This window comes from Streptomyces sp. NPDC048297 (assembly GCF_043201585.1).
Lineage (GTDB): Bacteria > Actinomycetota > Actinomycetes > Streptomycetales > Streptomycetaceae > Streptomyces.
Genome location: NZ_JBICZA010000040.1, coordinates 1 through 20,296, shown reverse-complemented (window position 1 = coordinate 20,296; position 20,296 = coordinate 1). Strand labels below are relative to the sequence as shown.

Genomic DNA, 20,296 nt, shown 5'->3' with positions numbered 1-20,296 from the left:
GGCCGGCTGGTAGGAGCGCGTCACGGTCAGCACGACCCGGGCCCCCGGGGTGTCCGGCTTCCGCTCCACGGCGGCCACGGTGCCCTCCACGACCAGCCGGTAGCAGGCCAGGGCCTGCACCGGGTCCTCGGGCCGCCCGCCGTCGCCGGAGACCACGGCCGCGCCCTGCTCGGCGCTCTTCGCGTCGGCCGCGCCCGAACTCGCCGACACGCCGCCGGGCCGGCTCACCAGGTACGCGAACCCGAAGACCATGCCCAGGGCCGCCGACCCCGCGAACGTCCCGAACGCGATCCGCAGCGCCCTGCGCCGCCCGGACGGCCGCCCCGGTCGCGGCGACCGCCCGGGACGCCCTTGCCCAGCGGGGCGGGTGACGCTCCGGGGGCGACTGCCGGGCGGGGTGGCCTTCTCGGCGGGGGCGGTGGCGGCTGCGTCGTCCTCCCCGGTCGGTGCGGCCGTGGGCTCACCGGGCGTGGCCCCGGCCATCGGCTGACCGGTCATCGGCTCGCCGGTCAGCGCCTCCGCCAGCCAGGTCAACTGGTGCCTCAGGACGGCCACGTCGGCCTCGGCGGCGCGGTGTTCGGCGCGGAAGCCGGGGTCCTGGCGGGCGGCGGGGGGCAGCGGGTCACCGGTGATCGCGGCCATCAGGGCGTCCATGCCGCCGTACTCCACGTCCTCGTGCTCCGCGTGCGCCGGCTCCGCGTTCCGCCCGGCTCCGTCGACGCCCGCGGCGTCCTCGTGTTCGGCGGTCACGTCACACCACCTCGTCCTCGTGCAGCCGGTCGCGCAGTGCGCGGACCGCCGTGTGCAGCCTGCTCTTGACCGTGCCCTCGGGGACGCCCAGTTCCTCGGCGATCGCCCGCACCGGCAGGTCCGCGAAGAAGCGCAGGACCAGCACCTGGCGCTGGGCGTCGGGCAGTTCGTCCAGGCCCCGGGCCACGGCGAGGGAGAGCAGGCTGGTCTCCTCGCCGGACGGGTGCGCGGGCTCCCGCAGCGAGGCCAGCCGCTCCCCCAGCCGCTCCTGGCGCCGCTTGGCCCGGTGCCAGTCCATGGCGAGGTTGGAGGCGACCACCGCCGCCCACGCCGACACGTCCCGCGGCGCCTCGCGCCCGCTCGCGGCCCGCTCCAGCAGCCGCAGCCTGACCTGCTGCACCCCGTCCGGCAGGTCGGTCTGCGGCACCCCGCCGAGCGCGAGCACCGCCCGCACCCGGCGTTCCTGGGCCGCGTCCAGCGGATCCTCACCGGCATGCCCGGTGCCGGCGTACGTCCGCCGTTCACGGCGCGTCCCTCCGCGCAGCACAAGCCACCCCCTCACCCGATCGCTGCCCCTACGACGCACGAGCGGCCCGAAACGTTCGGTGCGGCGGCAACGAATTCCCGCGCCAATCCCCTGTGATGTCCACGGGGTTCCCGCGTGCTTCCCGTGCGGTTCCCGCCGCAATTCCGGACGCGGCACCTCCACTTGACCAACCCATCGACTTCACACCATCTTCACTGCCACCATGACCCCCATGACGTACATCACCAAAGGCGCCAACACCCCTGTTCCCGCAGCTCCGTTGCGGGTCGCGGTCTGCCGGCAGCGGCTGCCCGGCGCTCCGGTCGTGGACGCCTCCGCCCTGTTGCTCGACGCGGCGGGCAAGGTCAGGGGTGACGCCGACCTCGTCTTCTACAACCAGCCCGCCCACCCCTCCGGCGCGGTGCGCCACACCGGTACGGCGGAGGACGCCGGGGTGCTCGCCGAGTGGCTGGAAGTGGATCTGCCGCGTGTCGAACCCGCCGTGCAGCGGGTGCTGATCGCCGGGTCCTGCGACGGCGGGGTGTTCGGGCAGGTGCCCGGACTGTACGCGCAGGTGCTGACGGCGCAGGGCGCGGTGGTGGCGCACTACGCGGTCACGGACGCCACGAGCGAGACGGCGTTCGTGCTCGGGGAGTTCTACCGGCGAGGCGGGGAGTGGAAGTTCCGGGCCGTGGGACAGGGCTACGCGTCCGGGCTCGCGGGACTGGCGACGGACTTCGGGATCGCGGTGGAGGAACCGGCACCCGCGCCTCCGCCGATACCGACGCCTGCGCAGCCCGCGGCATCGATACCGGCACCCCGGCAGCCCCCGCAGCACCCCCTGCCCCCGCAGCCCGCGGCACCGATGCCCGCCCCCGCACCGCCCCACATGTCCGCATCAAACCCCTTCCCCTCACCGGGCCCCTCCCTCTCACCCGCCCCCGCCCCGCAGGACGCCGCCCCCTACTCCTTTGGCCCCGAGTTCCACCCGTACTCCCAGCGCGGCCGGGGCAACGGCGTGGTCTCCGTGGACGTTCCGCTGCCGCCGGGGCCGGTGATCGTCGAGGCCTGGCACCAGGGCGAGGGCTACTTCGGGATGCACACCCTGACCCGCCGCAACAAGGACGACGACCTCCTCTACAACAGCACCCTGGACGACTTCCGCGGCCGTGCCCTCGTCCTGCCCCCGGAGGGGCGCCCGCTGCGGATGCGCGTCGAGGCCGACAACGACTGGACGGTCGTCGTACAGCCGCTGTCGGTGGTCCGCAGGATCGACCCGGGCAGCGGCCCCCTGCACGGCTACGGCCCGGAGGTGGTGGCCTACACCGGTACGGCGGCGGACCTGGACGTCGAGTTCGCCGGCGACGAGGACGGCCACGGCTACTTCGGCCTGAAGAGCCTGGAGGCCCGGCACCTGTCCCGGCCGGACGAGTACGACCTGCTGATCAACGACACCGACGAGTTCCGGCAGACCGTCCCGCTGCCCGACGGCCCGCTGCTGCTCCTCCTGGAGGCCGACGGCCGCTGGCAGCTCGGCGCCCGCCCGCTGCCCGTCCTCGACGGGGCCGCGGCGCAGAAGGCCGGCGCCTGGACGGGCCGGGGGGACAGGACCGTCACTCTCACCAATCCCTCCCCCGGCCGGCCCGCGCTGCTGGAGTACGCGTTCACCGGCACCGGCGGCTCCTTCGCCTCGTACCGGGTCCAGACGCTCGACGAGTACGACGACGCGGACCGCTTCCTGGAGGGCTCCCGCAACGGCCTGCACGGCCGTACCGTGATCTTCCGCGCGGGCGAGCCCGAGGTGCGGCTGCAGCTGGAGGACCCGGGCGACTGGAGCCTGCGGCTGCTGCCGATCGAACAGGCGCCGCCGCTCACCGGCCGGGCGGAGGGCCGCGGCAGCACGGTGTTCCGCTACGACGGCCCGCCCGTGCTGCTGGGGCTGAGCCGCACCACGTCCGACACGGAGGCACTGGAGACCCGCGCCCTGCAGGTGGACGGCCGGATACGGATCTCCGCCGACACCACGGGGCGGCGCCGGCCGGTGGTCGGCCCGCTGTGGGTCTCGCACGCCGGGTACTGCTACGTGCACGTCTTCGCCGCGAGCGACGACACCGGCTGGCGGCTGGAGACCGCCGGCCTGGGCACGGCACCGGTGCTGGGGAAGAAGAGGGTGGAGGGCCAGGGGTATGGAGTCGTACGTCACACCGGTCCCGAGGCGGAGGTGATGGTCCGGCACGAGCCGCGCGGGCTGATCGACCTCGTGGTGCTGTGGGAACTGGACGAACGTCTGGAACCGGTACGCCGGATCAGCACGGCTTCCGGTCTGCAGCGCGTTCCGGGCGGATTTCTCCAGATCAGGACGTCCGGCAAGTGGGGCATCGCCCTTCAGGGCTGAGGGTGACGCCGGTCCCATCCCTCGGGCAAAGGATTGGACATACCGGCCGGGGTGAGACGCATCATGGAAAGGCCCCGGTCAGGCGGGGGCATCGTGAACCACGCAAAGGAGTCGCACGTGAGGGTCGGAATCGTCGGAGCCACCGGTCAGGTCGGCACGGTCATGCGCAGGATCCTCGTCGAGCGGAACTTCCCCGTCACCAAGCTGCGCCTGTTCGCCTCGGCCCGTTCGGCCGGGACGGTGCTGGACGGCGTGACGGTGGAGGACGCGGCGAGCGCCGACTACTCGGACCTCGACATCGTCCTGTTCTCCGCGGGCGGCGCGACCTCCCGGGCGCTGGCCGAGAAGGTCGCCTCCCAGGGCCCCGTGGTGATCGACAACTCCTCCGCCTGGCGCAAGGACCCCGAGGTCCCGCTGGTGGTCGCCGAGGTGAACCCGCACGCGATCGCGGACCGCCCCAAGGGCATCATCGCCAACCCGAACTGCACCACCATGGCCGCGATGCCGGTCCTCAAGCCGCTGCACGAGGAGGCGGGCCTCAAGGCGCTGGTCGTCGCCACCTACCAGGCGGTGTCCGGCTCCGGTCTCGCGGGCGTGGCCGAGCTGCACGGCCAGGCGCAGAAGGTCGTCGCCGACGCGGACAAGCTGACCCACGACGGTTCGGCGGTGGACTTCCCCGAGCCCGCGGTCTACAAGCGCCCGATCGCCTTCAACGTGCTCCCGATGGCCGGCTCGATCGTGGACGACGGTCTGAACGAGACCGACGAGGAGCAGAAGCTGCGCAACGAGTCCCGCAAGATCCTGGAGATCCCCGAGCTGCTGGTCTCCGGCACCTGCGTGCGCGTCCCGGTCTTCTCCGGCCACTCCCTCCAGGTCAACGCCCGTTTCGCCCGCCCGATCGCCCCGGAGCGCGCGACCGAGCTGCTCGCGAAGGCCCCGGGTGTCGTGCTGACCGACATCCCCACCCCGCTGCAGGCGGCCGGCCAGGACCCGGCGTTCGTCGGCCGCATCCGCCGCGACGAGACCGTGGACAACGGTCTCGCCCTGTTCATCTCCAACGACAACCTCCGCAAGGGCGCCGCGCTGAACGCCGTCCAGCTCGCGGAGCTGGTGGCGGCGGAGCTGTCCTCGAAGTAGGCACCGCAGCGACGAAGCGGACACCGGCCCACCGGCCGGCGGCGGCCCCCTGCCCGGCGCGGGGGGCCGCCCGCTTTCGCACGCGGGGGGCTGCCCACTTTTGCACGCGGGGGCCGCCCGCTTCTGTACATCGCGTTTCTGCCGGATCACATGGAAGGATGGCGCAACCCACACATAACGAGGAGATGACCGCGTGCCTGGCACAAACCTGACTCGCGAAGAGGCGCGGCAGCGGGCGGAGCTGCTCACCGTCGACTCGTACGAGATCGATCTCGACCTCTCCGGCGCGCAGGAGGGCGGTACCTACAGGTCCCTGACCACGGTGCGCTTCGACGTCGCCCGGCCGGGCGCCGAGACCTTCATCGACCTGGTCGCGCCGACGGTCCACGAGGTGACCCTGAACGGTGACGCGCTCGATGCCGCCGAGGTCTTCAAGGACTCGCGGATCGCGCTCCCGGGTCTCCTGGAGGGCCGCAACGAACTGCGTGTCGTCGCCGACTGCGCGTACACGAACACCGGCGAGGGCCTGCACCGCTTCGTCGACCCGGTGGACGAACAGGCCTACCTGTACACCCAGTTCGAGGTGCCGGACGCCCGCCGCGTCTTCGCGTCCTTCGAGCAGCCGGACCTGAAGGCGACCTTCCGGTTCACGGTGAAGGCGCCGTCCGGCTGGACGGTCGTCTCCAACTCGCCGACGCCCGAGCCCAAGGACGACGTCTGGGCCTTCGAGCCGACGCCGCGCATCTCGTCGTACATCACGGCGCTGATCGTCGGCCCGTACCACTCGGTGCACAGCGTGTACGAGAAGGACGGGCAGTCCGTGCCGCTCGGCATCTACTGCCGTCCCTCGCTCGCCGAGTTCCTCGACTCGGACGCGATCTTCGAGGTGACCCGGCAGGGCTTCGACTGGTTCCAGGAGAAGTTCGACTACGCCTACCCGTTCGCCAAGTACGACCAGCTGTTCGTGCCGGAGTTCAACGCGGGCGCGATGGAGAACGCGGGCGCGGTGACCATCCGCGACCAGTACGTCTTCCGGTCCAAGGTGACCGACGCGGCGTACGAGGTGCGTGCGGAGACGATCCTGCACGAGCTGGCCCACATGTGGTTCGGCGACCTGGTCACCATGGAGTGGTGGAACGACCTGTGGCTGAACGAGTCGTTCGCCACCTACACCTCCATCGCCTGCCAGGCCTACGCGCCCGGCTCGAAGTGGCCCCACTCGTGGACCACGTTCGCCAACTCGATGAAGACCTGGGCGTACCGGCAGGACCAGCTGCCCTCCACGCACCCGATCATGGCGGACATCCGCGACCTGGACGACGTGCTCGTCAACTTCGACGGCATCACGTACGCCAAGGGCGCCTCCGTCCTCAAGCAGCTCGTCGCGTACGTCGGCATGGACGAGTTCTTCACGGGCGTGCAGGCCTATTTCAAGGCGCACGCGTTCGGCAACACGCGCCTGTCCGACCTGCTGGGCGCCCTGGAGGAGACCTCCGGACGCGACCTGAAGACCTGGTCGACGAAGTGGCTGCAGACGGCCGGCATCAACATCCTGCGGCCCCGGATCGCCACCGACGCGAACGGGGTCATCACCTCCTTCGCCGTCCGCCAGGAGGCCCCGGCCCTGCCCGCCGGCGCGAAGGGCGAGCCGGTCCTGCGCCCGCACCGCATCGCGGTCGGCCTGTACGACCTCGACGCGGCGAGCGGCAAGCTGGTGCGCACCGAGCGCGTCGAGCTGGACGTCGACGGCGAACTGACCGCCGTGCCGCAGCTGGCCGGCAGGCGCCGTCCCGCGGTGATCCTGGTCAACGACGACGACCTGTCGTACGCCAAGGTCCGCCTGGACGAGGAGTCGCTGAAGGCCGTCACCGAGCACCTCGGCGACTTCGAGGCGTCCCTGCCGCGCGCCCTGTGCTGGGCGTCGGCCTGGGACATGACCCGCGACGCCGAGATGCCGGCCCGCGACTACCTCGCGCTCGTGCTGTCCGGCATCGCCAAGGAGTCCGACATCGGTGTCGTGCAGTCCCTGCACCGCCAGGTCAAGCTCGCCATCGACCTGTACGCCGACCCGGCCGCCCGTGAGGCCCTGCTGACCCGCTGGACCGACGCCACGCTGGCCCACCTGCGTGCGGCCGAGCCGGGCAGCGACCACCAGCTGGCCTGGGCGCGGGCGTTCGCCGCGACCGCGCGTACGCCGGAGCAGCTGGACCTGCTGGAGAGCCTGCTCGACGGCACCCACACGGTCGAGGGTCTGGCCGTCGACACGGAGCTGCGCTGGGCGTTCGTGCAGCGGCTCGCGGCGGTCGGCCGGTTCGACGAGGCGGAGATCGCCGCCGAGTACGAGCGGGACAGGACCGCCGCCGGTGAGCGGCACGCGGCCACCGCGCGGGCCGCCCGCCCGACCGAGGAGGCCAAGGCGGAGGCGTGGGCGTCGGTCATCGACTCCGACAAGCTGCCGAACGCCGTGCAGGAGGCCGTCATCGGCGGCTTCGTGCAGACCGACCAGCGTGAGCTGATCGCGCCGTACGCGGAGAAGTACTTCGCGGTCCTCAAGGACGTGTGGGACGCGCGTTCCCACGAGATCGCCCAGCAGATCGCGATCGGCCTGTACCCGGCCGTCCAGGTGTCCGAGGAGACCCTGACCCGCACCGACGCCTGGCTGTCGGCAGCCGAACCGAACGCCGCCCTGCGCCGGCTCGTCTCGGAATCCCGCGCGGGCATCGAACGCGCCCTGAAGGCCCAGGCCGCGGACGCGGCCTCCGCATAACCATCACCACGGCAAAAAGGGCGCCCGGTGCAACACCGGGCGCCCTTTTCCATGCCCTGGGCCGGCCATGCCCTGGGCCGGCCATGCCCTGGGCCGGCCATGCCCTGGGCCGGCCGTGTCCTCGGCCGCCGGTGCCGGCCGTGGGCTCCCCGAAGCTGCCGCGAAGTGACAAGTCACCCTCTTTAGCGGATCAGCCCTGGTCCGCGGGCCTGGCCGTGAGGTGTTCGGTGAAGAAGGGGGTGGCTGCGGCGATGGTGCGGTCGACGTACTCGGGGACGTCGTAGAAGTCCATGTGGGTGCCGCCCTCGACGACCTGGAGCTTCTTGGGGCTGCGGACGCGGCCGTGGAGTTCGGTGGACATCCACAGCGATCCCGCGTCGCTGCCGGCCACGACGAGGACGGGCTGGGTGAGCAGGTCCTCGACCATGTGGAAGGCGTCGAAGGTGAAGATCCGCGAGACGCTCTTGGTGAACAGGAACGTGTTCTTGGCGTTGGGGTGCTGGGCGCGGGGGGTGAGGTAGTAGTCGCCTGCTTCGACCAGGTCGCGGGGGGTGTTCTCGTCCGGTTCGGCCGGAACGTAGGGGAGGTGGGCTGCCTCGGCGCCCTGGGCCTCCGCCGTGCGCTGCCGGGCGAGGGCCCGGAGGGTGGGGACGGCTGCGGCGTCGGAGTCGGTGCCGTACCAGTTGCGGCGGAAGGAGGTGCCGATGTTGACGGCGCTGACGGTGGTCAGGGCCTTGACGCGGTAGTCGGTCATCGCGGCGCTGACGGTGTAGCCGCCGCCGGCGCAGATGCCCAGGGCGCCGATGCGCTCGGGGTCGACGTAGGGCAGGGACTGCAGGTGGTCGACGGCCGCGCGCACGTCGTCGACGCGGGCGTAGGGGTCTTCCAGGTGGCGCGGCTCGCCGCCGCTGTCGCCCTGGAAGGAGGCGTCGAAGGCGAGGGCCACGAAGCCCTGCTCGGCGAGCTTGCTCGCGTACAGGCCGGAGACCTGCTCCTTCACGCCGCCGCCGGGGTGGACGGTGACGATCGCCGGGTAGCTGCGGCTGGCGTCGAAGTTCGCCGGCAGGCAGAGGTTGCCGGACATGGTGAGGGGGCCGTTGGCGAAGGTGATGGTTTCCACTGCTTGTTCCTGTGTGCTTGTTCCTGTGTGGTGGGGGGGTGTGGTTCAGCCGGTTCAGTGGCCGGTTGTCCGGGAGCGTGCGTACTGCTCGTCGGTGACGGGCTCCAGCCAGGTGGTCTCCTCGCCGCCGTCGCCCTTGCCCTCCCACATCGCGATGTGCTCCATGAACCGGTCGCCGGTGGCGCCGTGCCAGTGCTCCTCGCCGGGCGGGCAGGTGACGGTCTGGCCGGGCCGGGCTTCGAGGACGGTGCCGTCGCGGGTGCCGATCAGGGCGGTGCCGGAGACGACGTGCAGGGTCTGGCCCAGCACGTGGGAGTGCCAGTGGGTGCGGGCGCCGGGAGAGAAGCGGACCAGGTTGGCCCGCATCCGGGACGGTTCCCGACCGGCGCAGATCACGTCGAACCAGACGTCACCGGTGAACCAGTCGGCCGGCGCCTTGACGGTGGGCTGCTGCTTGACGAATTCCATGGTGTCCTTCCAGCCGAGCCGAAAACGACCTCCGCTCGGCGTCGATATCGAGGAAACTCCAGGTCACAGACCTGGAGAAGGGCCTGCCGTTCCAGGTAATGACAGAACCCCCCACACGCGCCGAAGCCGCTCTAGCCTGGAGACGTGAGCACTGAGAGTGACATTCGCGAGTTCCTGGCCTCCCGCCGCGCCAAGGTCAGCCCCCAGCAGGCGGGGCTGCCCGCTTAGGCGTCGCTTAGGCGGCAACCGGCGCGTGCCCGGCCTGCGCCGCGAGGAAGTCGCCCTGCTCGCCGGCGTCAGCATCGACTACTACGTCCGCCTGGAGCGCGGCCGTCTGGCCGGCGCGTCCAAGGACGTCCTCGACGCCGTCGCGGGCGCCCTCCAGCTCGACGACGCCGAGCGCGCCCACCTCTACGACCTGGCCCGCGCCGCCGCCAAACGCCCCGCCCGCCGCACCAGACGCCCACGCGGACCGCTGCCGGACAGCGTGCTCCGCGTCCTGGACTCCATGGGCGACTGCCCGGCCTTCATCAGGAACGGACGCCTGGACATCCTCGCGGCCAACCCCCTCTGCCGCGCCCTGTACAGCCCGCTGTACGCCGGCGACTCCCGGCAGCCGGTCAACATCGCCCGCTTCCAGTTCCTCGACCCCGCCGGACGCGCCTTCTTCCCCCACTGGGAGGACGCGGTGAACACGACCGTCTCCCTGCTGCGCACCGAAGCCGGCCGCGCCCCCGGCGACACCGGGCTGACCGGCCTGACCGGCCTGATCGGCCTGACCGGCCTGACCGGCCTGATCGGCGAACTCGTCACCCGCAGCGACGAATTCCGCACCGCCTGGGCCAAACACAACGTGCGCCTGCACTACTGCGGCCGCAAGGCCTTCCACCACCCCGCCGTCGGCGAGATCACCCTCGACTTCGACGCCATGGAACTGCCCGCCCAGCCCGGCCCCACCCTCATGGCCTACAGCGCCCCGCCCCGCACCCCCGACCACGACAGGCTCCAGCTCCTCGCCGCCTGGGCCGCAGGAACGTGTCCTGCACAAGGTCCTCGGCGTCGTCGTACGAGCCCGTCATGCGGTAGCAGTGGGCGCGGATCCCGCGCCGGTGGGACTCGGTGAGGGCGGCGAAGTCGGCCTCGGTGAAGGCGTGTTCGGCGGGGATCTGGATTTCCGTAACGGGATCCGTAGCGAAGTCCGTGACGGAATCCCGCGTGGCGGAACGAGATGCGCCCGGGTTTTCCGTAACGGCCGCGGGCGTGACGGAATCCGCGGACGCCGTGTCCATGGCCGTACGGGCGATGCGCCGCAACCGGGCGACGGAGGAGGACAGTTCGCTCACCCCGGTGTAGAGCAGGGCCGGCGGCTCGGGAGGCAACTCCTCCACCTGTCGCCCGATGTCCTCGATCAGGCCCCGCACACTGTCCTCGCCCTGACCGTGCTGCCGTTCCCGGTACGCCTTCTGCCGGCACGCGGCGGAGCAGTACACCGAGCCGCGACCGCGGCGGCCGGCCCGCGCGGGAAGGGGGCCGCCGCAGCTCGCGCAGGTCTCGACGGTCATGGGCTCCTCTGTTCGTCGTCCCGGCGCCCGCGATCCTTCCGCACCTGCGCCAGGACGGCCAGCGGTCCACGGTGAGCGGGCTTGAGCGGCTCGCGCGGGCTTGAGCAGCTCGCGCGGGTTTGCGCGGGCCGAGAACGACGTCCGGATCCCGCCGGAAACCGTTCCGGCCGCGCGCGAGGCTGACCGTATGACCACGATGACCACGCCCACTCCCATCGCACCGCCAACTCACCCCGCACAGCCGACCTACACCGCACGGCCGCTGTCCCCCGCCGCGCTCGGGGAACTGCGCACCGCCGACGACGCCGGCCGCCCCCTGGCCCCCTTCACCGACGACGAGGGCGGCGCACCGCTGCGCTGCTGTCTGCGCCGCAGTGTGCCCGGTGAGCGCATCGCCCTCGTCTCGTACGCGCCGCTGCGCCGCTGGGCGGCCGAGACGGGCGCCGACCCGGGTGCCTACGACGAGCAGGGTCCCGTCTTCATCCACGCCACCGCGTGCCCGGGGCCGGACGACGACACCCTGCCCTTCACCCAGGCCCACCGCACGGTGCGCCGCTACTCCGCCGACGGCCGCATCCTCGGGGGCCGCCTGGTCGAGATCCCGGCCGGCGTCGAGTCGGCCTTCACGGAGGCCTTCACGGAGGCCTTCACGGAAGCCTTCGCCGAGGCCTTCGCCGATCCGGAGGTGGCGCTGGTGCACGTGCGGGCGGTGGAGTACGGCTGCTTCCTCTACGAGGTGCGCCGGCCGTAGGCCCCGGAAACGGGCCGCCCCTCGCCTGCCCCCGCGAGTCAGCCCACGCGGGTCAGCCCGCGGAGTCGCCCATGGAGTCGCCCGCGGAGTCACCCGTGGCGTCCTTCGCCGCCGCCCGCAGCGCCCCCAGCACTCTGGCCACGGCCGCTCCCGCCTCCGCGCCCCTGCGCACCGCCGCCACGACGTGCCGGACCGGCCGGTCCGCGGACAGCTCGCGCAGGACCACGCCGTCCCGGCGGCCCGCCGCCATCCTCGGCACCAGGGCCACGCCCATCCCCGCCTCCACCATGGCGAGGATCGCGGTCCAGCCGGACGCCGAGTGACCCTGGTGGGGGCTGAAGCCGGCGGCCTCGCAGGCGCGGCGGGTGATGTCGGACCAGGGGCCGCTGCCGCCGAAGATCCAGGGCTCGGCGGCGAGATCCGTGAGGGCCACACCGGGCGCGCCGGCGAGGGGGTGGTCCGGGGGCAGGGCGATGTCCAGCGGGTCGGCGAGGAGGGGGATCCGGGTGAAGCGGGGGTCGGCGGCGCTCGGGGCCTCGGCCGCGAGGGACAGGGCGAGGTCGACCTCCCCGGCGGCCAGCAGCTCGTAGGCCTCGGCGGCCTCCGCCTCCCGCACCCGCACGCCCACGCCGGGGTGGCTGCGGCGCAGCGCCCGTACGGCCGGTACGACGAGGGCGGGCACCGCCGTGGAGAAGGCGCCGACCCTCACCTCGCCGGCCTCCCCCTGGGCGTAGGCGGTCAACTCGGCTTCGGCACGCTCCAGTTGCTCGAACACGCCCTCCGCGTGCCGCAGCACCAGCCGGGCCGCGTCGGTGAGCCGTACCCGGCGTCCGTGAGCCTCCAGCAGGGGGACGCCGAGTTGCCGGGAGAGGTTGGTGAGCTGCTGGGAGACGGCGGAGGGGGTCATGTGCAGGGCCTCGGCGGTCGCGGTGACGGTGCCCCGTTCGCGCAGTGTGCGCAGGATCCGCAGCTTCCTCAGGTCCCACTCGGCCATGTCCGCACGCTACACGCCGCCCTTCGCCGTCCCGTCACTCTCGGGATCCCCGGGATTCTCGGGATCCCGCGCCCAGCATGACGCCGCCCAGGATGAGGGCCATGCACAGGAGTTGGGGCCAGGTGGTGCGCTCGCCGAGCAGCGCCCGGGACAGCAGGGCCACGCACACGGGCTGGAGGTAGTAGACGATCCCGGCGCGGGTGGCGCCGATCAGGGAGATGGACGTGTTCCAGGCGAAGAAGGCGACCGCCGAGGAGGCCACGCCGACGTACAGCAGGGGCAGCACAGTGCCGGGTGTCGGCCGGAAGCCGCCCTGGACGGCGAGGCTGACCACCTGGGCGGGCAGCAGCATGACGATGCCGAGCAGGAACGTCGTGAACAGGAAGGCGGTACCGCCGAGTTCGGCCGGGCGGCGGCGGAGCAGGGCGCTGTAGCCGGCGAAGGAGCAGGCCGCGGCGATCATCCACAGGTCACCCGCGCCAAAGCCGGCCCCGCCGCCCATGAGCAGCACGACACCCGCGCAGGCCGTCAGCAGCCCGGCGGTCCGCCGCGCGCCGAGCCGTACCCCGCCCAGCCGCTCGAACACGGCCATGAGCACCGGCGAGGCGGCCATGATCATGCCCATGCTGGCGGCCGGGGTGGTCAACCCGGCCTGGTTGACGAGGGTGTTGTAGACGGCGACGCCGAACAGCGAGGCCAGGAGCACGTAGCGGCGGTGCCGACGGAAGTGCGCCCGCTGCCGCCACGCCTGCCGGGCGCCGAAGGGAGCGACGGCAAGGAGGGCGATCACCCAGCGCCAGAAGGCGTGCTGGACGGGCGGGACGCTGTCGTGCAGCGCACGGGACGTCACAAAGCTGCCGGACCAGACGACCGTGGCGAGGGCGGCACAGACGAGCCCGAGGACGGGGGCCGTCCTCGGGCTCGTACGGGTGAGAGTGGTGGCGAGGGTGGTGGTGAGGGTGGTGGTCAGCGCGGCGGTGCGGGTCTTCCGGTGGGCCAGGGCCACGAAGGTCCTTTCTGCGAGGCGAGCGGCGCAAGCGGCGCGATCGGCGCGATCGGCGCGGCCCTACCGTCGCAGCGCCGTACCTGTCAGGTCCATCGAAACCTTCTGGACATTCTTTTCAGCAGAACTGAACGATTGCGCGCCCTTCACCGCGTTCACCGCGCTCGCCACCTTCGCAGCCTCCCCGGACCCGCCTCCCAGCTGTCCGGCGATCGTCGCGCCGAACGCCAGCGCCATGCCCGCCACCTGGACCGGGGTGAGGGCCTGGCCGAGGGTCGCCCAGCCGACGACGGCGGCGGTCAGCGGGGAGAGCGGGCCGAGGAAGGTGACCTGCGTGGCGGTGAGGCGGCCGATGCCACGGAACCAGAGCCAGTACGACACCGCCGTGTTGCCCAGCGCGAGGTAGAGGTAGCCGCCGATCGCCGGGGCGTCCAGGGCGGGCGGGGCGCCCTCGACGAGCAGAGCGAGCGGGGCGATGAGCAGGCCGCCCGCGGTCAGTTGCCAGCCGGTCAGGGCGAGCGGGCCGACGCCCTCGGGCCGGCCCCACTTCTTGGTGAGGACCGTGCCGGTGGACATCGACGCGGTGGCGGCGAGGGCCGCCAGCACGCCGATCGTGTCCAGCGCCCCGGCGGCCTTCAGCACGACCAGGCTGACACCGGACGCGGCCGCGATCCCGGTGAGCACCGAGCGGACGGTCGCCCGCTGCCCGAGCAGCACCGCCGAGAGCCCGACCACGAACAGCGGGCCCACCGAGCCGACGACCGCCGCCATGCCGCCCGGCAACCGGTACGCGGACAGGAACAGCAGCGGGAAGAACGCGCCGATGTTCAGCGCACCCAGCACGGCCGCCTTCCCCCACCAGGCGCCGCGCGGCACCGTGCGGGACAGGGCGAGCAGCAGCAGCCCGGCCGGCAGGGCCCGCATCAGGCCCGTGAACAGCGGCCGGTCCGGCGGCAGGAACTCGGTGGTGACGGCGTAGGTGGTGCCCCAGGAGGCGGGGGCGAGCGCGGTGACGGCGATGAGGGCGGTACGGGCGGCGCGGCTGGCGGCCATGGGAGGCACCCTTCCGGAGAAGCCGAGTGGGTCAACGCTAATCAACTTAGCACTAAGCTACTTAACGTCAAGCCACTTATCTTCAATCCGCTTACCGTCAAGCCACTTGCTTGCGAACGACTGGAATCCGGGCGGATACTCGGCGCATGCAGCAGCACAAGGACCCCGTCGACGCGATCGTCGACCAGTGGGCGCGGGTGCGGCCCGACCTCGACACCCGCGCGATGGAGGTCTTCGGCCGGATCTTCCGCCTGTCGCGCGCGATGGGCGACCGGATGGAGAAGGCCTACGAGCCCTACGGCATCTCCCGCGGCGAGTTCGACGTCCTGGCCACCCTGCGCCGCTCCGACGAGCCGTACACCCTCTCGCCGCGCGAGCTGTCCTCGACCCTCATGCTCACCACCGGCGGGATGACCGGCCGCCTGGACAAACTGGAACGGGCCGGACTGCTGCGCCGCTCCCCCGACCCGCACGACCGGCGCGCCCTGCGCGTGACCCTCACCGAGGAGGGCCTGCGGCTGATCGACGAGGTGGTCGGCGCGGGCCTGACCGAACAGCGGGCCGCACTCTCCGCCCTCGACGACGAACAGGCCGACCAACTGGCCGACCTGTTGCGGAACTTGCTGCGCACGACGGCCGAGTAGCCGTACCGCCGGATCCGCCGACGATCCGCCGCCCCTCAGGCGCGCGGGCCCAGATGCCGGGTCGTCACCCAACACCCGTTGACCCACGCGCGTTGGCCTACGCTCGTTGGCATGAGCGCCAGCGACAGCAGCACCACCACAGATTCCAGTTCCGGCAGTACCCGGCGCCGCTCCGACGCCACTCGTGGCACGATCCTCGCCGCCGCCCGCGAGCGCTTCGCCGCCGACGGGTACGCGCGGGCGACCATCCGGGCCATCGCCAGGGACGCGCGCATCGATCCGTCCATGGTGATGCGCTACTTCGGCAGCAAGGAGGGGTTGTTCGCCGCGGCGGTCACCCTTGATCTGCGGCTGCCCGACCTGACCCGGGTGCCGCGGGACGAGGTCGGGCGGACACTGGTGACCCACTTCCTGCGGATGTGGGAGGAGAACGGGGAGCTGACGGCCATGCTCCGGGTCGGCGTCACCGATCAGGCCGCGGCGGAGCGGCTGCAGGGTGTCTTCCGGGACCAGTTGATGCCGGTGGCGCGGCAGGTGTGCCCGGATGCCGAGCAGGTTCCGGCGCGGGCCGGGCTGGTCGCCGCGCAGGTTCTCGGGGTGGCGCTCACCCGTTACGTGCTGCGGCTGCCGCCGGTGGTGGCGCTGCACCACGAGGAGGTGGTGGCATGGGTGGGCCCGACCGTCCAGCGGTATCTGACAGCGCCGAGCCCCTGAGGAGACGCGGCGACCGGGAAAGCGGCGACGGGAAAACACCGAGGGCGCCGTCCTCACCCGGCGTACGGCGGCGTCGTCGCGCGCGTACGAACGGGAGGACCGGCGCCCTCTCGGCGATCGGTTCCGGTGGCTGGAGCCCTGTGGCCTGTGACCGGCGGCTCGTGGCCTGTGGCCAATAGCCGGTCAGGCCTTCGCGTCAGGCCTTCGCGGCGGCCTTGGACGAAGAGCCCTTCGTGACCCGGACCTTGGACTTGTCCAGGACCATGACCAGGCCGGCGATCACCAGGAACACGACCAGCGGGGCCACCACGTAGAGACCCACGGTCTGGATGATGCTCAGACCGTGGCCGGGGTCGTCGCCGTCGTCGCGGGTCAGCGCGAGGGCAGGGGACGACATGAGCAGCATCATCAGCGTCGTACCGGCGGCCAGGGCGCCGGCGCGCAGGGCGTTCTTCTTGTCCACGGTCTCAAGTTAGCGAATCACCCGGAAGGGCGCGCGTCCGGGGTCCCGTACCAGCGTTCCCGGCGCGTTCCCGGCGCGCTCCCGGCGCCCTTTGGGGCGGTTCACAACCGGCTCACGCCCCCTCTCCGTCCCGGAGAACGCGCAGCAATGCCCGCAACCTGGGCGAAGCGGCCAGTTCCTCCAGGCTCACCGGTCTGCCGTCCGCGTCGGCGATGGGCAGCCGCCAGTTCGGGTACTGGTCCCAGGTGCCGGGGAGGTTCTGCGGGCGGCGGTCGCCGATGCCGTCGGGGAGCCAGACGCCGATCAGGCGGGCCGGGGTGCGCAGCAGGAAGCGGTGGACGGCCTGGATCTCCGCCTCCTCCTCGGAAGACGTGGAAGGCGTGGAAGGCGTGGAAGAGGTGGAAGAGGTGGAAGAAGTGGTGGCGGGATCGTCGAGCAGGCCCAGGCTGCCCAGCAGGGCGAGCCATTCCGCCGTGTCCGCGGTGGCCTCCGCGCGCTCCACGGCGGCGGAACGGGCGAGCAGGCCGAGGCGGTCGCGCAGGTCGACGTGTTCGCCGGTGAGGCGGGACGCGGTGGGTGGCAGGTCGTGGGTGGTGGCGGTGGCCAGGCAGTCGGGGCGCCAGCGTTCGGGGGGCAGCGGGTGGCCGTCGCCGTCCCAGTCCCGTTCGAACCACAGCACGGAGGTGCCGAGCACCCCGTGCCGGTGCAGTGTCTCGCGCACTCCGGGCTCCACCGTGCCGAGGTCCTCGCCGATCACCACGGACCCGGCGCGGGAGGCCTCCAGGGCGAGGAGGGCGAGCATGGCGTCGGCGTCGTAACGGACGTAGGTACCTTCGGTGGGCGGGCTGCCCTGGGGGATCCACCAGAGCCGGAACAGGCCCATGACGTGGTCGATGCGCAGGGCGCCCGCGTAGCGGAAGAGGGCGCGCAGGAGGTGGCGGTAGGGGGCGTGGCCGGAGGCGGCGAGCCGGTCGGGGCGCCAGGGCGGCAGCCCCCAGTCCTGGCCGCGGGCGTTGAAGGCGTCGGGCGGGGCGCCGACGGACATGCCGGCGGCGAAGTGGTCCTGCTGCGCCCAGGCGTCCGCGCCGCCGGGATGGACGCCGACGGCGAGGTCGTGCACGATCCCGACGGGCATCCCGGCCTCCCTGGCGGTGCGCTGGGCGGCGCGGAGCTGGCCGTCGGTGAGCCAGGCGAGGCGGCTGTGGAAGTCGACGCGGTCGGCCAGCGCGGCGCGGGCGCGGGCGGTCCCGGCGGAGCGCGGGTCGCGCAGCGCCTCGGGCCAGCCGTACCAGTCGGAGCCGTAGGTCTCGGCGAGGGCGTACCAGGTGGCGTGGTCCTCCAGGGCCTGTCCCTCGGCGGCGCGGAAGGCGTCGTAGGCGGCCTGCCGGCCCGGCCCGAGCGGTACGCGGACGACCAGTTCCAGGGCCTCCCGCTTCAGCTCCCACACGGCGTCGCGGTCGATGAGGGCGCCCTTGTCGAGGACGTCGGCGCGCAGCCGCTCGGCGCGCTCCAGCAGGGTGCGGACGCGGTCCTGGTCGGCGACGTACGCGAACTCGGGGACGTCCTCGATCCGCAGGTGCACCGGGTCGGGGAAGCGACGGGAGGAGGGCCGGTACGGCGACGGGTCGGTCGGGGCACCCGGTACGGCCGCGTGCAACGGGTTGACCTGGACGAATCCGGCCCCGGCGGTGCGTCCGGCCCAGCCGGCCAGCTCGCCGAGGTCGCCGAGGTCGCCCATGCCCCAGGAGCGGTGGGAGAGCAGCGAGTACAGCTGGACGAGGAGGCCGTAGGAGCGGGTGGCGGGGGCGGGCAGCCGGTCCGGCGCGACGATGAGGTGGGCGTGCCCGGTGCGGCCGTCGGGGGCGGTGGCGGTGACCCGGTGGACACCGGCGGGCAGGTCGTCGGCGCGGTCCCGTACGTCCCCCTGCTCGGTCTCGACGCTCAGGCGGGTGCCGGGGGGCAGGGCGGCGAGGGGGTCGGGGCGGGGGTCGTGATCGTCCGGGCCGGAGTCCGGGCCTCGGCCCTCCCGGCCGGTCCAGCGGACCAGCGTGGGCGGCAGCAGTCGCTCGCGCAGTTCGCGTTCCCGCTCGGCGAGTGCGGCGCGTACGGCGTCGGGGGTGCTCGCGTCGACGCCGAGGGCGGTCAGGGCGGCGGCCACGGCGGAGGCGGGGACCGTGACCGTGCGGTCCGGGGACGGGCTGTAGGAGGTGGCGACTCCGTGCAGCTCGGCGAGCCGGGACAACTCCTCGTCGTCGTGCGCCGCGGTCATCTACGGCCCCGGGGCGAAGAAGCCGGCGACCGGGTCGGACTCGCTGGTCAGCGGGGCGGCGTCGGCGAGGGGCGGCTCACTGGTCAGGGGTTCGGCGTCGGGCAGCGGCGGTTCGCTGGTCAGCGGCGCCTCCACGGAGGCGCCCTCCGCACTGAACGCGCCCAGGGGGCCCTCGTCGGTGTCGGCGGACAGTACCGCCGCGGGTTTCCACTGGGCCGGGATGGACAGGTGAGCCGGTGCGGCCACGGGGGCCTCCTTGTCGAGTACGGCTTCTGAATGGATTACCGCAGGCCTACCCCGGGAAGGCGGCGACACTCCCAGGACCGGGGGGAGCATGGATGCACACGCGCCGTGATCCGGTGACCCACGTGATCCGTGTGACCTGTGTGATCCACGTGATCTGTGCGATCTGTGCGATCCGCGTGATCCGCGTGATCTATGCGATCCACGTGATCCGGCTTCGGGCGGCCGGTCGATAGACGGGGTGTGAGACTGTTCCGCCCCATGGGGGGCCACCGGGAGACGGACGGCGAGGACGCGGCGCTGCTGCGGGCCCTCTCGGCGGGGGATCCGGCGGCGCTGGCCGACCTGTACGACCGGCACGCGGGGTGGCTGCACGCGCGGCTGACACGGCGCTGCGCGGACCCGGAGGTCGTGCGGGAGGTGCTGCAGGACACTTTCGTGACCGTGTGGCGGTCGGCGGCCGGGCATCGCGGGCAGGAGGCCGGCGGCTGGCTGTGGACCATCGCGGCGCGCCGGCTGGTCGACGCGCGGCGGGCGCAGGAACGGGCCGCGCGGGTGGCCGGCCCGCCGCTGGAGGCGGAGCCGGCCGACCGGTACGACACCGGCGCCGCGCCCTCCGCCGAGGAGCGGGTGCTGGCCGGACTCGAGTACGGCGATGTCGGCACCGCCCTCGACCGGATCTCCCCCGAGCTGCGCGAGGTGCTGCGCGCGACCGTCGTCGACGGGCTGAGCACACGGGAGGCGGCCCGGCTGCTCGGCATACCCGAGGGCACGGTCAAGTCCCGAGCCCGGCGCGCCCGCGCCGAACTGCGCACCGCTCTCGCCCAGTTGAACCCGACCCCGGCGGGAGGCCCGGCATGACGAACGGCAGGACGAGCGGCAGGACGAACGGCGAGAGGAACGGCGGCAACGGCGGGAACGGCGGCGCACAGGCCTGGCACGCCACCGGCGACCTCGCCGCCCGCTACGCCGACGGCTCCCTGCCGGAACCGGACGCGTGGTCCCTGGAGAAGCATCTGGAGTTCTGCGCGAGCTGCGCGTCCCGGGTGTCCGCCGCCGTACGGGGGTCGGCGGCGGGCCCGGTACTGGCGGAGGTACGGGACGCGGTGCTGCGGGAGGCCCTGCCGCGAACCACCGAGGAACGGGCTTCGGTGACGGACTCGGGGACGGTATCGGTGCCGGACTCGGTGCGGAGTGCGGCTGCGCTACGGGCCACACCGGAGCTGGGGCCTGCCGGACTGGGGCCGAGAGCGGCCGGGCCATGGACCACACCAGGACCGAAGACTGCCGGGCCAGAAGCCACACCGGGGCCAAAGATTGCCGGGCCGGGGGCCGGACTGAGGCCTAACTGATCGTTTCAGAATGAGTTGCGCTGCGGGTCTTGTGCTCGACGATCTTGGTCGGCAGGGTGTCCGGAGTGCGTGCTGATCTTGTTCC

General features: G+C 72.8%; 20 protein-coding genes and 1 pseudogene. 10 read left to right on the top strand and 11 right to left on the bottom strand.

Features of this window, described 5'->3' with window-relative positions; translation table 11 throughout:
• Together ACGFYV_RS32365 and ACGFYV_RS32360 are read right to left on the bottom strand one after the other, a co-directional pair.
• The coding region (locus tag ACGFYV_RS32365; RefSeq protein ID WP_393882076.1) for a hypothetical protein at positions 1-750 on the bottom strand (750 nt) is incomplete at its 3' end.
• Position 751: 1 nt separating this feature from the next.
• Positions 752-1,297, bottom strand: a complete 546-nt coding sequence (locus ACGFYV_RS32360) for an RNA polymerase sigma factor (RefSeq protein ID WP_393882103.1) — start codon at positions 1,295-1,297, stop codon at positions 752-754.
• Positions 1,298-1,508: 211 nt separating this feature from the next.
• Between ACGFYV_RS32360 and ACGFYV_RS32355 the strand changes: the two genes are divergently transcribed.
• The 3 genes from ACGFYV_RS32355 to pepN all read left to right on the top strand — a co-directional run bounded on the left by ACGFYV_RS32355 (position 1,509) and on the right by pepN (position 7,575).
• Positions 1,509-3,671, top strand: a complete 2,163-nt coding sequence (locus tag ACGFYV_RS32355; RefSeq protein WP_393882075.1) for a TerD family protein — start codon at positions 1,509-1,511, stop codon at positions 3,669-3,671.
• A gap of 117 nt (positions 3,672-3,788) precedes the next feature.
• Positions 3,789-4,808, top strand: a complete 1,020-nt coding sequence (locus ACGFYV_RS32350) for an aspartate-semialdehyde dehydrogenase (protein WP_393882074.1) — start codon at positions 3,789-3,791, stop codon at positions 4,806-4,808.
• A 193-nt stretch (positions 4,809-5,001) separates the two neighbouring features.
• On the top strand, positions 5,002-7,575 hold the full coding sequence (gene pepN / locus ACGFYV_RS32345; protein WP_393882073.1) for an aminopeptidase N: 2,574 nt from the start codon (positions 5,002-5,004) through the stop codon (positions 7,573-7,575).
• A gap of 190 nt (positions 7,576-7,765) precedes the next feature.
• Here pepN and ACGFYV_RS32340 read toward each other — a convergent pair whose 3' ends face one another.
• Both ACGFYV_RS32340 and ACGFYV_RS32335 read right to left on the bottom strand, forming a co-directional pair.
• Complete coding sequence (locus ACGFYV_RS32340) at positions 7,766-8,695, bottom strand: alpha/beta hydrolase (protein WP_393882072.1); 930 nt, start codon at positions 8,693-8,695, stop codon at positions 7,766-7,768.
• A gap of 54 nt (positions 8,696-8,749) precedes the next feature.
• Entirely contained in the window at positions 8,750-9,163 is a 414-nt protein-coding gene (locus tag ACGFYV_RS32335) for a cupin domain-containing protein (RefSeq protein WP_393882071.1), read from the bottom strand.
• Between the two features lie 144 nt (positions 9,164-9,307).
• Here ACGFYV_RS32335 and ACGFYV_RS32330 point away from each other — a divergent pair.
• Positions 9,308-10,193 (top strand): annotated as a pseudogene (locus ACGFYV_RS32330) (helix-turn-helix transcriptional regulator); the annotation flags it as partial.
• On the opposite strand, the gene ACGFYV_RS32325 reads toward ACGFYV_RS32330, so the two are convergent.
• Entirely contained in the window at positions 10,123-10,452 is a 330-nt protein-coding gene (locus tag ACGFYV_RS32325; RefSeq protein ID WP_393882102.1) for a sigma factor, read from the bottom strand. The pseudogene ACGFYV_RS32330 and the gene ACGFYV_RS32325 overlap by 71 nt on opposite strands.
• A gap of 460 nt (positions 10,453-10,912) precedes the next feature.
• Between ACGFYV_RS32325 and ACGFYV_RS32320 the strand changes: the two genes are divergently transcribed.
• Entirely contained in the window at positions 10,913-11,476 is a 564-nt protein-coding gene (locus tag ACGFYV_RS32320) for a DUF1203 domain-containing protein (RefSeq protein WP_393882070.1), read from the top strand.
• Between the two features lie 52 nt (positions 11,477-11,528).
• On the opposite strand, the gene ACGFYV_RS32315 is transcribed toward ACGFYV_RS32320, so the two are convergent.
• The 3 genes from ACGFYV_RS32315 to ACGFYV_RS32305 form a co-directional block, all read right to left on the bottom strand.
• Positions 11,529-12,470: a LysR family transcriptional regulator gene (locus tag ACGFYV_RS32315; protein ID WP_393882069.1), complete on the bottom strand. Its 942-nt coding sequence runs from the start codon at positions 12,468-12,470 to the stop codon at positions 11,529-11,531.
• A gap of 34 nt (positions 12,471-12,504) precedes the next feature.
• Positions 12,505-13,440, bottom strand: a complete 936-nt coding sequence (locus ACGFYV_RS32310) for a DMT family transporter (protein WP_393882101.1) — start codon at positions 13,438-13,440, stop codon at positions 12,505-12,507.
• A 96-nt stretch (positions 13,441-13,536) separates the two neighbouring features.
• Positions 13,537-14,526: an EamA family transporter gene (locus ACGFYV_RS32305; protein ID WP_393882068.1), complete on the bottom strand. Its 990-nt coding sequence runs from the start codon at positions 14,524-14,526 to the stop codon at positions 13,537-13,539.
• A 146-nt stretch (positions 14,527-14,672) separates the two neighbouring features.
• Between ACGFYV_RS32305 and ACGFYV_RS32300 the strand changes: the two genes are divergently transcribed.
• A complete protein-coding gene (locus ACGFYV_RS32300; RefSeq protein WP_393882067.1) occupies positions 14,673-15,170 on the top strand; it encodes a MarR family winged helix-turn-helix transcriptional regulator in 498 nt (165 codons plus the stop codon).
• Between the two features lie 111 nt (positions 15,171-15,281).
• A complete protein-coding gene (locus ACGFYV_RS32295; RefSeq protein ID WP_393882066.1) occupies positions 15,282-15,884 on the top strand; it encodes a TetR family transcriptional regulator in 603 nt (200 codons plus the stop codon).
• A 196-nt stretch (positions 15,885-16,080) separates the two neighbouring features.
• Here ACGFYV_RS32295 and ACGFYV_RS32290 read toward each other — a convergent pair whose 3' ends face one another.
• From ACGFYV_RS32290 to ACGFYV_RS32280, 3 genes are all read right to left on the bottom strand, one after another.
• A complete protein-coding gene (locus ACGFYV_RS32290) occupies positions 16,081-16,347 on the bottom strand; it encodes a hypothetical protein (protein ID WP_393882065.1) in 267 nt (88 codons plus the stop codon).
• Positions 16,348-16,459: 112 nt separating this feature from the next.
• A complete protein-coding gene (gene malQ, locus ACGFYV_RS32285; protein WP_393882064.1) occupies positions 16,460-18,616 on the bottom strand; it encodes a 4-alpha-glucanotransferase in 2,157 nt (718 codons plus the stop codon).
• Positions 18,617-18,862 carry a hypothetical protein gene (locus ACGFYV_RS32280; RefSeq protein ID WP_393882063.1) on the bottom strand — a complete coding sequence of 82 codons (246 nt, stop codon included), beginning with the start codon at positions 18,860-18,862 and terminating at the stop codon, positions 18,617-18,619.
• Between the two features lie 92 nt (positions 18,863-18,954).
• On the opposite strand from ACGFYV_RS32280, the gene ACGFYV_RS32275 reads away from it, so the two are divergent.
• Genes ACGFYV_RS32275 through ACGFYV_RS32265 form a run of 3 tightly spaced genes read left to right on the top strand, consistent with a single transcriptional unit; the run spans position 18,955 to position 20,211 of the window.
• Positions 18,955-19,095 (top strand): hypothetical protein, encoded by a 141-nt coding sequence (locus tag ACGFYV_RS32275; RefSeq protein ID WP_393882062.1) that lies wholly within the window; start codon positions 18,955-18,957, stop codon positions 19,093-19,095.
• Between the two features lie 25 nt (positions 19,096-19,120).
• Positions 19,121-19,720 carry an RNA polymerase sigma factor gene (locus ACGFYV_RS32270; protein ID WP_393882061.1) on the top strand — a complete coding sequence of 200 codons (600 nt, stop codon included), beginning with the start codon at positions 19,121-19,123 and terminating at the stop codon, positions 19,718-19,720.
• Entirely contained in the window at positions 19,717-20,211 is a 495-nt protein-coding gene (locus tag ACGFYV_RS32265) for a zf-HC2 domain-containing protein (RefSeq protein ID WP_393882060.1), read from the top strand. The genes ACGFYV_RS32270 and ACGFYV_RS32265 overlap by 4 nt, the downstream gene beginning before the upstream one ends.
• Positions 20,212-20,296 lie beyond the last annotated feature (85 nt).

What these genes read in the sequence shown, in the direction of transcription:
- ACGFYV_RS32305 (WP_393882068.1), bottom strand. Translation starts at nt 14,526, where the DNA reads ATGGCCGCCAGCCGCGCCGCCCGTACCGCCCTCATCGCCGTCACCGCG.
- ACGFYV_RS32315 (WP_393882069.1), bottom strand. Translation starts at nt 12,470, where the DNA reads ATGGCCGAGTGGGACCTGAGGAAGCTGCGGATCCTGCGCACACTGCGC.
- ACGFYV_RS32275 (WP_393882062.1), top strand. Translation starts at nt 18,955, where the DNA reads ATGCACACGCGCCGTGATCCGGTGACCCACGTGATCCGTGTGACCTGT.
- ACGFYV_RS32335 (WP_393882071.1), bottom strand. Translation starts at nt 9,163, where the DNA reads ATGGAATTCGTCAAGCAGCAGCCCACCGTCAAGGCGCCGGCCGACTGG.
- ACGFYV_RS32265 (WP_393882060.1), top strand. Translation starts at nt 19,717, where the DNA reads ATGACGAACGGCAGGACGAGCGGCAGGACGAACGGCGAGAGGAACGGC.
- ACGFYV_RS32270 (WP_393882061.1), top strand. Translation starts at nt 19,121, where the DNA reads ATGGGGGGCCACCGGGAGACGGACGGCGAGGACGCGGCGCTGCTGCGG.
- ACGFYV_RS32295 (WP_393882066.1), top strand. Translation starts at nt 15,282, where the DNA reads ATGAGCGCCAGCGACAGCAGCACCACCACAGATTCCAGTTCCGGCAGT.
- ACGFYV_RS32325 (WP_393882102.1), bottom strand. Translation starts at nt 10,452, where the DNA reads ATGGACACGGCGTCCGCGGATTCCGTCACGCCCGCGGCCGTTACGGAA.
- ACGFYV_RS32300 (WP_393882067.1), top strand. Translation starts at nt 14,673, where the DNA reads ATGCAGCAGCACAAGGACCCCGTCGACGCGATCGTCGACCAGTGGGCG.
- malQ (WP_393882064.1), bottom strand. Translation starts at nt 18,616, where the DNA reads ATGACCGCGGCGCACGACGACGAGGAGTTGTCCCGGCTCGCCGAGCTG.
- ACGFYV_RS32320 (WP_393882070.1), top strand. Translation starts at nt 10,913, where the DNA reads ATGACCACGATGACCACGCCCACTCCCATCGCACCGCCAACTCACCCC.
- ACGFYV_RS32355 (WP_393882075.1), top strand. Translation starts at nt 1,509, where the DNA reads ATGACGTACATCACCAAAGGCGCCAACACCCCTGTTCCCGCAGCTCCG.